Origin of the sequence: Vibrio sp. B1-2, from assembly GCF_963888445.1 — a bacterium.
Classification (GTDB): Bacteria; Pseudomonadota; Gammaproteobacteria; order Enterobacterales; family Vibrionaceae; genus Vibrio; species Vibrio anguillarum.
Window position 1 is genome coordinate 292,401 of sequence record NZ_CAWPJH010000033.1, and the last position, 13,567, is coordinate 305,967.

14 protein-coding genes are annotated in these 13,567 nt (G+C 42.9%); 12 read left to right on the top strand and 2 right to left on the bottom strand.

What is annotated here, in order from left to right; translation table 11 throughout:
* Window positions 1-86: 86 nt before the first annotated feature.
* The 9 genes from AACQ75_RS11225 to pyrF all read left to right on the top strand — a co-directional run bounded on the left by AACQ75_RS11225 (window position 87) and on the right by pyrF (window position 8,180).
* Window positions 87-359, top strand: coding sequence for an HU family DNA-binding protein (locus AACQ75_RS11225; RefSeq protein ID WP_026027116.1), 273 nt, complete (start codon window positions 87-89; stop codon window positions 357-359).
* A 157-nt stretch (window positions 360-516) separates the two neighbouring features.
* Window positions 517-2,376 carry a peptidylprolyl isomerase gene (gene ppiD / locus AACQ75_RS11230; protein WP_094125589.1) on the top strand — a complete coding sequence of 620 codons (1,860 nt, stop codon included), beginning with the start codon at window positions 517-519 and terminating at the stop codon, window positions 2,374-2,376.
* A 136-nt stretch (window positions 2,377-2,512) separates the two neighbouring features.
* Entirely contained in the window at window positions 2,513-2,812 is a 300-nt protein-coding gene (locus AACQ75_RS11235; RefSeq protein WP_017044597.1) for a ComEA family DNA-binding protein, read from the top strand.
* A gap of 163 nt (window positions 2,813-2,975) precedes the next feature.
* Entirely contained in the window at window positions 2,976-3,656 is a 681-nt protein-coding gene (gene cmk, locus AACQ75_RS11240; RefSeq protein WP_170888661.1) for a (d)CMP kinase, read from the top strand.
* 103 nt (window positions 3,657-3,759) lie between these two features.
* A complete protein-coding gene (rpsA, locus tag AACQ75_RS11245) occupies window positions 3,760-5,430 on the top strand; it encodes a 30S ribosomal protein S1 (protein WP_013857179.1) in 1,671 nt (556 codons plus the stop codon).
* Window positions 5,431-5,506: 76 nt separating this feature from the next.
* Window positions 5,507-5,791, top strand: coding sequence for an integration host factor subunit beta (gene ihfB, locus AACQ75_RS11250; protein ID WP_010317449.1), 285 nt, complete (start codon window positions 5,507-5,509; stop codon window positions 5,789-5,791).
* A gap of 141 nt (window positions 5,792-5,932) precedes the next feature.
* Complete coding sequence (locus tag AACQ75_RS11255) at window positions 5,933-6,208, top strand: LapA family protein (protein ID WP_013857177.1); 276 nt, start codon at window positions 5,933-5,935, stop codon at window positions 6,206-6,208.
* A gap of 19 nt (window positions 6,209-6,227) precedes the next feature.
* Window positions 6,228-7,397, top strand: a complete 1,170-nt coding sequence (gene lapB / locus AACQ75_RS11260) for a lipopolysaccharide assembly protein LapB (RefSeq protein WP_026028046.1) — start codon at window positions 6,228-6,230, stop codon at window positions 7,395-7,397.
* An 87-nt stretch (window positions 7,398-7,484) separates the two neighbouring features.
* Entirely contained in the window at window positions 7,485-8,180 is a 696-nt protein-coding gene (pyrF, locus tag AACQ75_RS11265; RefSeq protein ID WP_043004292.1) for an orotidine-5'-phosphate decarboxylase, read from the top strand.
* Between the two features lie 80 nt (window positions 8,181-8,260).
* Here pyrF and AACQ75_RS11270 read toward each other — a convergent pair whose 3' ends face one another.
* Window positions 8,261-9,025, bottom strand: coding sequence for a hypothetical protein (locus AACQ75_RS11270; protein ID WP_013857174.1), 765 nt, complete (start codon window positions 9,023-9,025; stop codon window positions 8,261-8,263).
* Window positions 9,026-9,324: 299 nt separating this feature from the next.
* On the opposite strand from AACQ75_RS11270, the gene cysB reads away from it, so the two are divergent.
* Together cysB and AACQ75_RS11280 are read left to right on the top strand one after the other, a co-directional pair.
* Window positions 9,325-10,299: an HTH-type transcriptional regulator CysB gene (gene cysB, locus AACQ75_RS11275; protein WP_010317444.1), complete on the top strand. Its 975-nt coding sequence runs from the start codon at window positions 9,325-9,327 to the stop codon at window positions 10,297-10,299.
* Window positions 10,300-10,378: 79 nt separating this feature from the next.
* Complete coding sequence (locus tag AACQ75_RS11280; protein ID WP_170888662.1) at window positions 10,379-11,575, top strand: methyltransferase; 1,197 nt, start codon at window positions 10,379-10,381, stop codon at window positions 11,573-11,575.
* Between the two features lie 59 nt (window positions 11,576-11,634).
* Here AACQ75_RS11280 and ald read toward each other — a convergent pair whose 3' ends face one another.
* Window positions 11,635-12,759, bottom strand: a complete 1,125-nt coding sequence (gene ald / locus AACQ75_RS11285; RefSeq protein ID WP_170888663.1) for an alanine dehydrogenase — start codon at window positions 12,757-12,759, stop codon at window positions 11,635-11,637.
* 156 nt (window positions 12,760-12,915) lie between these two features.
* Here ald and lrp point away from each other — a divergent pair, with 156 nt between their 5' ends.
* Entirely contained in the window at window positions 12,916-13,410 is a 495-nt protein-coding gene (lrp, locus tag AACQ75_RS11290; protein ID WP_010317439.1) for a leucine-responsive transcriptional regulator Lrp, read from the top strand.
* The last annotated feature ends 157 nt before the right edge of the window (window positions 13,411-13,567 follow it).

Below are 13,567 nucleotides of genomic sequence, written 5' to 3' on the forward strand. Positions count from 1 at the left end.
ATAAGGCTTCAAGCTAGTTTGGGAACTTAATGGAACGAAAAGTCACCGTTAAAAAATAATAATGGGTGACGCAAAGGGGAATCACAGTGAATAAAACACAATTAGTAGAAAAAATCGCAGAAAACGCTGACATCTCTAAAGCATCGGCAGGCCGTGCTCTTGATGCATTCATCGAAGCCGTTAGTGGCACTCTTCAATCTGGCGATCAAGTAGCGCTTGTTGGCTTTGGTACATTTAGCGTTCGCACTCGTGCAGCGCGCACGGGTCGTAACCCTAAAACGGGTGAAGAGATCCAAATCGCAGAAGCAAAAGTACCTGCTTTCAAAGCAGGCAAAGCGCTTAAAGACGCTTGCAACTAATCAAAATCGTTATTTTTTGCGGCTTAAGCGCAAAATTAATTCGAACCTTTTGAAATTATGCGCATCCTACTGATGCGCATTTCTTTTTCTGATATTATCGCGCTATTCAATTTTTAGGCTGAAGTGTGAAGCTTCTTATCCGGAGAGCAGTTAGATTATGATGGATCGATTACGCGAAGGCGTGAACAGCATCGCGGTGAAAATTATTCTAGGAATGATTATCTTATCATTCGTATTCGCAGGTGTCGGTAGCTACTTGGTCAGCGGTGGCAGTAATGCTGCGGCTAAAGTTGGCAATAGTGAGATTGGCCGTGGTGAATTTGAACAAGCGTACCAGAACGAGCGCAATCGCATGCAATCCCAATTAGGGGATTATTTTGCTAACTTGCTCGCTGATCCTCAGTATGTCGAGTCATTTCGTAAGTCAGTGCTTGATCGTATGGTTAACGATTTATTGTTGGAGCAGCATGCACAATCACTAGGTTTACGAGTGAGCGATGATCAGGTTCGTAAAATGATTTTAGACATGCCTCAATTCCAGACAGGCGGTAAGTTTGACCAAGAAATCTATCAAGCGGCTCTTCGCCGTGCAGGTTTCTCTGCTGAAAGCTTTGCAGAATATCTACGTCGTGATCTTATCCGTAACCAGTTACTTAGTGCTATCCAAGGTAGTGAATTTACGTTGCAGGGTGAGGTTAATCAGCAAAGTGAACTGATCTCTCAAACCCGTGATATCCGTGCGCTCACATTGTCACTCAGCGACTTTGCTAAAAATGTTGAGTTGAGTGATGAAGAAATTACTCAATATTATCAACAAAATGCAGAGCGCTATACCCGTCCAGAGCAGGTTAAAGTGGCTTATATCGAGCTTTCTGCCCAACAATTGAAAGACCAAATTGTAGTGTCTGATGAACAGGCCGAGCAGTACTACCAAGAGCATTTAGACAAATACTCCACTCAAGCACAACGTAAAGTAAGCCATATTTTGGTTCAAGGTGATGATAAAACTAAAGCACAGGCAATTCTCGATGAACTGAATGCTGGCGCTGATTTCGCGACTTTAGCGAAAGAAAAATCAGAAGACGTAGGAAGCGCAGAAGAGGGTGGTTCGCTAGGTTGGATTGAACATGATGTGATGGACCCAGCTTTTGAACAAGCAGCCTTTGCTATCGAACAGATAGGGGATATCACAGGGTTGGTCAAATCTGAATTTGGCTATCACATTATCCGTCTTGATGATGTTAAAGCCCCTATCGCACAGCCCTACGCACAGGTTGCCTCTGAAATCAAAGCTGAAATGGTAGACCAAAAGGCCGCTGATCAGTTTTATGAGTTGCAGACTAAGCTAGAAAAAGTGGCATTTGAATCACCTGACTCTCTGGATGAAGCAGCAAACGCTATCTCAGCTAAGATTCAGAAAACCGATTTTATTTCTCAGCAAGATGCGCCTGAAATTCTTAAAAATCCAGCTGTTCTTCAAGCTCTTCTAAGCCCAGAGGTAAAAGAAGATAGGCTCAATTCTGAGGTATTAGAAGTTGCCCCAGAACATGTTATCGTTGTTCGTGTTGATGATGCTCGGGAACAAATAGTTCTTCCTTTGGCTGAAGTGAAAGAGCAAGTGGTTACTCAGCTTTCTAAAGTCAAAGGCGAACAACAAGCGATTGAGTTAGCCACAAAATTGATTGATACCCTAAAGCAAGGTGACCAATCCTTATTGGAACAGCGTGGGTTAAAATTTGCTGAGTTGGAAATGATTGATCGTAGCTCTCCATTGGCGAGTACGGTGTTTTCTCTCCCTAAACCCGCTACAGATAGTGTGGTTTACGGTCAAGCGAAAGCAATGAACGGTGATATTGTTCTTGTTGAACTACATAAGGTTGAGGCTAAAGTCACACCTCAGTACAACGATCAAATTACGGCTCAGTTAGAGCGCATCGGTAGCCAACGTGATTTGGCTGCGATACTTACAACTTTGCGTAAAAATACAGACATTGAATATTATGTTGTGAGCCAATAAAGGCTAGTAATGTAATTGATATGAAACTCAAAATGGGCTGCTTATGCAGCCCATTTCAATTTCTACCTTTTTGATTCCCTCTCATTTCCAAGCTCAATTAATATTGGTACCCATTAATAAACAAGGAAATGTTCATATGAAATTGAAAACAAAACTCGGGTTGTTACTTCTAAGTATCGTATTGCCTCTTTCACCGACATTAGCAGAAGAAAAGGTGGTAGAAACGCACCAAGGCATTGAAATTACGGTTAATATAAATCAGGCTTCCGCTGAGGAAATTGCTACTTTGTTGAAAGGTATTGGACTTAAAAAAGCACAAGCGATTGTTGAATATCGTCAACAAAATGGCGATTTTAAAACCAAAGAAGATCTGAGCTTGGTGAAAGGCATTGGTGCCGCTACTGTCAGGCAAAACGCTGAGCGTATCATTTTATAAAAGTCTCTATCAAAAGCGTCGCCCCCTAAAAGCGACGCTTGTATCACTGTGAAATTTCAGTCATATCACCATTCCTTCCTAGCGCCTGTAACGGATAAGCACTATAATTTGTCGCCGACAAAAGCGAGCAAGCAAGCCGCATAAAAACTAAGTGGAGTAAATCATGTCCTCTCACACTCCGGTAATTACCGTAGATGGACCAAGTGGTGCAGGTAAAGGCACTCTTTGTATGTTGTTGGCTAAGAAATTAGGCTTTCATTTGCTCGATTCTGGAGCTATTTACCGCGTTCTTGCATTGGCGGCGATTCACCACGGTGTGGATACGGAGTCGGAAGAAGCGCTTGTTCCTCTGGCGACACATTTAGATGTCCAATTTATCGCAGAAGGCGACTTGGTTAGAGTGATTCTTGAAGGTGAGGACGTATCGAAAGAATTGCGCAAAGAAGAGACAGGAATGGCGGCATCAAAAGTAGCGGCATTGCCTAGAGTTCGTGAGGCATTATTACGTCGCCAACGAGCCTTTGCGAAAGGGCAGGGACTGGTTGCTGATGGACGTGATATGGGCACAGTTGTGTTTCCTCAAGCAGAAGTGAAAATATTCCTCGATGCCAGTGCGCAAGAGCGAGCCCAACGTCGCTTTAAGCAGTTGCAACTCAAAGGGCTAGATGTTAAGTTTGACGCCCTTTTAAGCGAGATCCAAGAGCGTGACGACCGAGATCGTAACCGCCCAGTGGCCCCATTACGCCCTGCAGAGGATGTGCTATTGCTTGACTCAACCTCAATGTCTATCGACGAAGTTGTAGAAGAAGCATTACAATATGTAGAATCTAAGCTGGCAGAGTAGTTCTGCTAGGTAAGAGCGTCGGTCGCAAGGATGATGACTGGCGAATTTAATAACCCCATGCGGTAGGATACCCATGGAAGTTTAATTATTGAAGATTAAATAAATGACTGAATCTTTTGCTCAACTCTTTGAAGAGTTTTTAAACGAAACACAATTTCAACAAGGTACAATCGTTAAAGGTACTGTAGTCGCTATCGAGAATGGTTTCGTTCTTGTTGACGCTGGTCTTAAGTCTGAGTCTGCTATCCCTGCTGAACAGTTCAAGAACGCTGCTGGCGAACTTGAAGTTGAAGTTGGTTCTGAAGTAGACGTTGCTCTAGACGCTGTTGAAGATGGTTTCGGTGAAACTCAACTTTCTCGTGAGAAAGCTAAGCGTCATGAAGCTTGGATCGTTCTTGAGAAAGCTTACGAAGAAGCTGAAACTGTTATTGGTATTATCAATGGTAAAGTTAAAGGTGGCTTCACTGTTGAACTAAACGGTATCCGTGCTTTCCTTCCAGGCTCTCTTGTTGACGTGCGTCCTATCCGTGACACTACTCACCTAGAAAACAAAGAGCTAGAGTTCAAAGTTATCAAACTAGACCAGAAACGTAACAACGTTGTTGTTTCTCGTCGTGCTGTTATCGAATCAGAAAGCAGCGTTGAACGTGACGAACTTCTTGAAACTCTACAAGAAGGCACTGAAGTTAAAGGTATCGTTAAGAACCTTACTGACTACGGCGCATTCGTTGACCTTGGTGGTGTTGATGGTCTTCTACATATCACAGATATGGCTTGGAAACGCGTTAAACACCCATCAGAAATCGTTAACGTTGGTGACGAAATCCTAGTTAAAGTTCTTAAGTTTGATCGTGATCGTACTCGCGTATCACTAGGTCTTAAGCAACTTGGCGAAGATCCATGGGTAGCTATCGCTAAGCGTTACCCAGAAGGTCATAAACTATCTGGCCGTGTAACAAATCTAACTGACTACGGCTGCTTCGTTGAAATCGAAGAAGGCGTTGAAGGTCTAGTACACGTTTCTGAAATGGATTGGACTAACAAGAACATCCACCCATCTAAAGTTGTTAATGTTGGCGACGAAGTTGAGGTTATGGTTCTTGATATCGACGAAGAGCGTCGTCGTATCTCTCTAGGTCTTAAACAGTGTAAAGCTAATCCATGGCAGTCATTCGCTGAAGCGCAAGCTAAAGGCGACAAAGTTACTGGTAAGATCAAGTCTATCACTGACTTCGGTATCTTCATCGGTCTAGACGGCGGCATCGACGGTCTAGTTCACCTATCTGACATCTCTTGGAACGTTCCTGGAGAAGAAGCGGTACGTGATTACAAGAAAGGCGATGAAATCTCTGCAGTTGTTCTAGCAGTAGATGCAGAGCGTGAGCGTATTTCTCTTGGCGTTAAGCAAATGGAAAACGACCCGTTCAACGCATATGTTGCTGATAACAAAAAAGGTACTCTAGTTAACGGTACTGTTACTGCAGTTGACGCGAAAGGTGCTACAATTGAACTTGTAGACGGCGTTGAAGGTTACATCCGTGCTTCTGAAGCATCTCGTGACCGTATTGAAGATGCGTCTCTAGTCCTAAGCGTTGGTGACAGCGTTGAAGCGAAATTTACTGGTGTAGACCGTAAAAACCGCGTAATCAACCTATCTATCAAAGCTAAAGATGAAGCTGATGAGCAAGAAGCAATGGCTACTCTGAACAAAGCTGATGAAGGTGCGTTTGGTAATGCTATGGCTGATGCATTCAAGGCTGCTAAAGGCGAATAATCTAACTCGCTAAAAGGGGCCGTAAGGCTCCTTTTTTTTCAGTTAGTGCCTACTTTGATAAGTAATGAGGGAAACTATGACTAAGTCTGAATTGATAGAAAGACTCTGTGCTGAGAAAACGCACCTATCTGCTAAAGAAATTGAAGACGCTGTGAAAGATATTCTTGAACATATGGCATCAACTTTAGAAAGCGGAGAGCGAATCGAAATTCGCGGATTTGGTAGTTTCTCTTTGCACTATCGTGAGCCTAGAGTAGGTCGTAATCCTAAAACCGGTGATAAAGTGGTGTTGGATGGCAAATTCGTCCCTCATTTCAAGCCAGGTAAAGAGTTACGTGAGCGAGTTAATGAGAATATCTAAAGCGATTTAGAGAGTATTCTAAAAAACGGCATACAGTTTAAGTATGCCGTTTTTTTAAGAAAGGAATCCATAATAGACATGGTTTGTAAGGCCATTTTCCTGCATAATCAGACCAGATCAATACTGGATAGGTAGTGGCATATGAAAATTATAAAAATCGTTCTAATTCTTGCACTTTTTTTGATTGCTTTAGCATTAGGGGCTCAAAATCAAGCAGTTGTGACGTTTAACTATTTGATCGCTCAAGGCGAATTTCACCTGTCTACTTTACTTGGCACTGTCTTTGTCTCTGGTTTTTTACTTGCTTGTTTGCTTGGCAGTAGCTTCTACTTCAAGTCTCAGTTGCAAGTTAGAAAGTTGAATAAGCAACTGAAAAAGCAAACAGCAGAGAACAACGCTGTAACAAGTAAAGCGTAGTGAAATAAAGGCTGACTTGATGTTAGAAATTCTCTTCTTGCTATTACCGATTGCCGCCGCCTACGGTTGGTATATGGGAAATCGCAGTGCTCAGCAAGACAAGCAGAAACACTCTCACCAAATTTCTCGTCAGTATGTGACGGGTCTTAACTTGCTGCTTTCTGATCAATCAGATAAGGCCGTTGACCATTTTATCGAGCTACTCCAAGTAGACAATGAAACGATTGATACCCACTTAGCGCTGGGCAACTTATTCCGTTCAAGAGGAGAGGTTGATCGTGCTATCCGCATCCATCAAAATCTCATATCTCGTTCAAGTCTTACTATTGACCAAAAAAATCTCGCCTTACAACAATTGGCAAAAGATTATATGGTGGCAGGCTTTCTCGACCGCGCTGAAAAAATATTTGAACAACTGATTGAAGAGCCCGAACACAAAGAAGCGGCGTTGCAACAATTGGTTTCTATTTACCAACAGACTCGAGAGTGGCATAAAGCTATCGATTACGCTTATGCGTTGGTAAAATTAGGCAGAAAAAGGATGCACAGTGTTATAGCCCATTTTTGGTGTGAACTTGCAATGCAAGAGAAGGCTGAAGGACGCGATAGCAAAGCGATTCAATATCTTAAAAAAGCGCTGTCTGAAGATCCGAAGTGTGTACGCGCAACGATCTCTTTAGGTAAGCTGTATCTTGAAAATGATGACTACCGTCATACAATCCAGTATATGCAAATGGTCTTGGAGCAGGACATTGATTTTATCGGCGAGGTATTGCCTACGCTTGCTGAATGCTATCACCATATTGGGAAAGAGGGTGAACTTGTTGAGTTTTTACGCGAGTGCATTATCAATGAAGCTGGAGTGTCAGCTGAACTGATGCTCGCACAGTTGGTGGCACAACATGATGGTGCTGGAGCTGCACAGGAACTTTTGACACGGCAATTGGTTAAAAATCCGACCATGAAGGGCTTCTACCGTTTAATTGACTACCATCTCATCGAAGCAGAGGAAGGTCGAGCGAAAGAGAGCTTGTCGACCTTGCAAAAATTGGTAGGTGAGCAACTAAAAGTAAAACCTCACTACCGATGCAGAAAGTGTGGTTTCTCAACTCATTCTCTCTACTGGCACTGCCCATCATGTAAGAATTGGGGTTCAATTAAACCTATCCGTGGTTTGGATGGTGAATAGAGTTCATGTACTGGAGTTACTGATCGACTCGAAAACTGCAGCTTATGAAAGCTGCATTTTTTTAGCTTAATTATTTTAGGAGTGAAAATGAAAGACCAGAGAGTAATTGTCGCGTTGGATTATGAGCAACAAGCGGAAGCGTTAGCTTTTGTTGATAAAATTGACCCCAGCAGCTGTCGATTAAAAGTGGGTAAGGAGATGTTTACCCTGTTTGGTCCCGATTTTGTGCGTGAGCTACACAAAAGAGGTTTTTCGGTATTCTTAGACCTAAAGTTTCATGATATTCCCAACACGTGCTCTAAAGCCGTACGTGCGGCGGCTGAGCTTGGCGTATGGATGGTGAATGTTCATGCCAGTGGTGGGGAGAGAATGATGTCGGCGTCTCGCCAGATTCTTGAACCTTATGGCAACGATAGACCACTACTTATTGCTGTCACAGTACTAACCAGTATGGAACAACCTGATCTTCGTGGTATTGGCATCGATGTTGCGCCTAAAGAGCATGTAATGCGTCTGGCTAGCCTAACTCAAAATGCAGGGTTAGATGGAGTGGTATGCTCAGCTCAAGAAGCGCACATGCTTAAGAGCCATCTTGGTCAAGAGTTTAAATTAGTTACGCCAGGGATTCGTCCTGTTGGTTCTGCAACAGGAGACCAAAGACGTATTATGACTCCGAGTGAGGCCATAAAAGCTGGTTCAGATTATCTAGTCATCGGTCGCCCAATTACTCAGGCAACAAGACCGGATGAAGTCCTAAAAGCGATAAATGATACGTTAATTTAAATTAATGTTTTCTTTACGTTGTTGTATGAAAAAGGTCGCTTATGCGACCTTAAAAATACTTCCTAATCAAAAATAATGGGCTACCATTTTTTCTTTTCACCAAACAGTGCTTCCATATCACTATTTCTCTCGTTATCTTCAATTTGTTGAAGATCCGTTGCACTTTTTGTTTGGCGTCGTTTTTCTAAGTCATCATACATTGACTGAAGTTTTTCACGAGCTTGATTGGAATAAGCATCATTTTTTGAGCTCAGAACATCGATCCCTTTACGCAATAGCTGAATCGCAGTTCCGGGTTGCCCACGAACGATCGAATCATTTGCCCGCTTAACAACATTTTCAATGTTGATTCGAATTTGTATTGTTTCTAGACGCGCATTTTCAGCGACGTAAGATTGTGTTTCAAAACGTCCTTTATTGTGCTCACTACGAATCGTGTCTCTTAAACGTTTCACTAGTTTAAGCATAATCAAAGCTTGTTTATCGCTGGTGGGTACTTTAAACGTTGTACTGTCACCACCTGGGTGGTTTTCTTGTAAATGCTTAATTTGCCCTTTCATATGCTCAATGCGTTGTGCCAACTGCTTATTTTTCGGGTCAAGCTCATACATACTAAGTAGGGCATCAAGGATACGGGTATTTAAACACACTAAGAGTTCTTTACTAAACGGCATGTGGTGTGCGTTGCCGATAAGGTCTTCTGTCGCATCAATAATGGCGATATATCGAGTCGACTCCTGCTTTTTAGCTGACTCGACCTTTACTTTGTATTGAAGCATGATGTTATAGCCAAGGACTAACACCAGCAAGACTGCTACAAGAGCAATGATTAAACCTATATTCATATAATCCGTATCTTTATTAGAATTCAGTGGCTAGCAATTAAGAATACACGATCCTTAGTTATCACTACACCTTCAAATTGACTATTTTTATTATTCCTGTTTTGACCCCTAAAAACTGCCTTTTATTGCTTAGATTGGGCGATAGTTGGCAAAAATTTAGTCAGCTACGCAAAATACTTACTTTTTTCTTCGCTCTTGAATCATCAAGCTTTGAATTGAGAGTGTTAAGCGTTATAACTAATAATTATAAACTATGATTGAAAGATCTGGATCTTTGATAATGGATTACGGGGCCAATAATGAAGTTACAGCAGTTAAAATATATTGTTGAAGTGGTTAATCACAACCTGAATGTCTCAGCAACTGCGGAAAGCCTTTATACCTCTCAGCCAGGCATTAGTAAACAGGTTCGTTTACTCGAAGATGAATTGGGTATTCAAATTTTTGAGCGTAGCGGTAAGCACCTGACACAAGTCACGGGTGCAGGTGAAGATATTATTCGTATCTCACAAGAGATCCTTTCACGTGTGGAAAGCATTAAGGCCGTGGCAGGGGAGCATACGCACCCTGAGATGGGTACGCTGAATATTTCAACGACTCATACACAAGCTCGCTACGCGTTACCTGATGTAATCAAAGGATTCACTGCGCGTTATCCGAAAGTGTCGCTACACATGCACCAAGGCACTCCAAGTCAGATGTCGGAAGCGGTTGCAAAAGGCACCGCTAATTTTGCGATAGCAACAGAAGCGCTTCATCTGTACCAAGATGCCATCATGCTACCTTGTTATCATTGGAACCGTTCTATTGTTGTGCCTAAAGATCATGCTCTTGCAAAAAAAGAACGGGTAACGATTGAGGATTTAGCCGCGTATCCATTGGTCACTTACGTGTTTGGTTTTACTGGTCGTTCAGAGTTAGACACTGCATTTAATCGCGTAGGGTTAACGCCGCGAGTTGTCTTCACCGCCACCGATGCGGATGTGATAAAAACTTATGTCCGAATGGGAATTGGGGTGGGTGTTATCGCAAGTATGGCGATAGATAAATCACGCGACACCGATCTTATCGCGATTGATGCCAGCCATCTTTTTGGTGCGAGCACGACTAGCATTGGGTTTCGCCGAGGCACATTCCTGCGCTCTTATATGTTTGACTTTATGGAACGTTTCGCGCCTCATCTTACTCGCCCTGTCGTCGAACGGGCTACCTCGTTAAAATCGAATATCGAAATAGAAGAGATGTTTAAAGACATTGAATTGCCAGTTCGTTAAGCAAATTTCGATCATTTAAAACGAAACACTTTCTAATTAAACCATCACCTCCTAGAATTGGCCTTTCTAGGGGGGATGTATGCGCGCGCTTTTCAAACATATCGATGCTTTTTTAATTGAAAACCAACGTTTTTGGCGATTTGAGCCCTTTCATCATAGTGGCTTAGACAGTTCACCTTGGAAACATTCAGACCATAGGCTGGATCAGTGGTTGCAAACGCTATCTTTGGACAGTATCGATAGCTTAAAGTCATCGCCGCAAGCGCTCATTGAGCAACTTCATCCGTATATCGAGGGGTTAAAAGAAGCGGATATCATGATTAGGCTTCAAGATGCCCCTCGTAATACTCAGCAAGCACTCAGCCCTTACTTAGAGCAGGGGATCCCTGGCAGAAAGCTAGAACAAATTCGTTTAATGAGCGAATCACTCCTCTCTAGGCATTCAGGAACGGAATGGCTAGAGTGGTGCGCGGGTAAAGGCTTTTTAGGTCGAATTATCGCAGCACAGTCAAAACAAAAAGTCACTAGTTTTGAATATCAGTCGCAGCTCTGCCATGCAGGACAAGCTTGCGCCGATGAACATGATCTTCCGATGCAATTTATTCAAGGGGACGCTTTTGAGCCGCAAGCGTTTGGCGTTTTCAATACCAATCAACATGCCGTCGCTTTACATGCCTGTGGTGATCTCCATGTTCGCCTACTTGAATATTCCGTTGCTCATCGCTTGCCTGCGATTACGTTTTCACCATGTTGCTACCATTTAATCAAAGCCGATAGCTACCAACCCATGTCCAGCTACGGTCGTACTTCTTCTCTTGCCTTGTCCAAAGAAGAGCTACGTATTCCGCTGCAAGAAACCGTTACGGGGGGAGAGCGGGTTCGCCGTCATCGTTTGCAAGAAATGACGTTTCGTTTGAGTTTTGATTTGTTGCTAAGATCTGAGCTTGGGCATCATCAATATTGCCCAATTCCGAGCCTCAAAAAATCACAACTAGCCGAAGGATTTTTAGCTTTTTGTTATTGGGCGGCGGCACAAAAAGGCATCGTATTACCAGAAGTGGATTGGCCTGCTTATGAACGTAAAGGCAAGCAGCGTTTTTGGCAGATGGAAAGGATAGGCTTAGTACAACAGGCATTTCGCCGCATGATTGAGCTTTGGTTGGTATTGGATAAGGCACTTTATCTTCAAGAGCAAGGCTATGAGGTGCAGATTGAGCAGTTTTGCGCTAGGAAAGTAACGCCACGCAATATATTGGTTCACGCTTATAAAAAATAAAAGCCAAGCGCATGACGCACTTGGCTAAGAATTGAGAGCTTTACCGCAAATTGTTATCGTTAGTTAAACAGAGCGATAGCTTCAGATGGGTCAAGATATTCAAGGTTGAAACTCTCGGCGACCTCTTTACAGGTGACTTTACCGTGTATCACGTTTAAACCTTCTAGGAATCCTTTATCCTCTAATAATGCACGTTGATAACCTTTATTGGCCAGTTTAACAATGTAAGGCAACGTAGCGTTATTCAAGGCGAAAGTTGATGTGCGAGCCACAGCGCCTGGCATGTTTGCGACGCAGTAATGAACGACGTCATCAACGATATAGGTCGGGTCATCATGAGTGGTAGCATGTGAGGTTTCAAAGCAGCCGCCTTGGTCAATTGCCACATCAACGACCGCAGAGCCAGGTTTCATTCTAGAAATCAGATCTTTAGTTACGAGTTTAGGAGCTGCTGCTCCGGGGATCAGTACTGCGCCTATTACTAAATCGGCTTCGAGGACGTATTTTTCAATCGCATCCTTTGTTGAATACACGACTTTAGCGTGACCTTGGAATTCTTCATCGAGTTTACGCAGCATATCAACACTTCGGTCGAGAATCGTCACATCTGCACGCATTCCGACGGCAATTCTGGCTGCGTTAGCACCGACTACACCACCACCAATCACCACCACTTTTGCTGGTGCGACTCCGGGTACACCACCCAGTAACAAACCACAGCCCGCGTGTGATTTTTCTAAACACTGCGCACCTGATTGAATAGACATTCGACCAGCGACTTCAGACATTGGTGCTAATAGTGGCAAGTGACCCATATTATCTGTTACAGTCTCGTAGGCTATACAGACAGCTTTGCTCTTGATTAGCTCCTCAGTTTGTGGAAAATCTGGAGCTAGATGTAAATAGGTAAATAAAATTTGGCCTTCGCGGAGCATTGCTCGTTCAGCGGCCTGAGGTTCTTTGACCTTAACAATCATTTCTGCTTTCGCAAAAATGTTAGAAGCAGTAGGAAGAATGGATGCGCCTACAGCGATGTAATCATCGTCTGAAAAGCCGATGCCGGAACCGGCATTTGTTTCAACATAAACTTGGTGACCGTGTGAGACAAGTTCGCGCACGCTTGCGGGAATCATGCCCACACGATATTCGTGGTTTTTGATTTCTTTAGGAACTCCAATGATCATCCTGACTCCTTAGGTTTTTTTGGTTGTTATAACTATATGTAGGGTTGTTGTTTCGAATTTGTGACTAGTATAGATGTGAATGTGTAAAATTTGATACTGAATATTAAAAAGTTGTAGTATATATTTTTGCAAGGAAGTAATAAGGTGGAATAAAAAATGGCAGACAACTATAAAAGGCCGTCCAAGGATTTAGACCGTATCGATCGCAATATTTTGAATGAATTGCAGAAAGATGGTCGTATTTCGAATGTAGAATTATCAAAACGAGTGGGTTTATCTCCAACCCCCTGTTTAGAGCGTGTACGTCGTTTAGAGCGTCAAGGTTTCATTACCGGTTATACCGCGTTGTTGAATCCACAATATCTTGATGCTTCGCTGTTGGTATTTGTGGAAATTACATTGAATCGCGGTGCACCTGATGTGTTTGAACAGTTTAATACTGCGGTTCAAAAACTGGATGACATTCAAGAATGCCATCTTGTTTCGGGTGATTTTGACTATCTTCTCAAAACTCGAGTCTCTGACATGGGGGCGTATCGTAAATTGTTGGGTGATACGCTATTGCGTTTGCCCGGAGTCAATGACACTCGCACTTATGTTGTGATGGAAGAAGTGAAGCAAAGTAACCAGTTGGTTATCAAAACTCGATAACGCCAGATTGTCTGAATAGTGGTACTTCTTTCCACATTCTGACGTTCGCCAATTGGGTTTTTAACCTTGATGTGGTTAAATCACACAACAAACCGAGCGGCTTTTGCCGCTCGGACTGTTTTCACCCAAACCAACGCATCAAGCCGCAATAAACCTT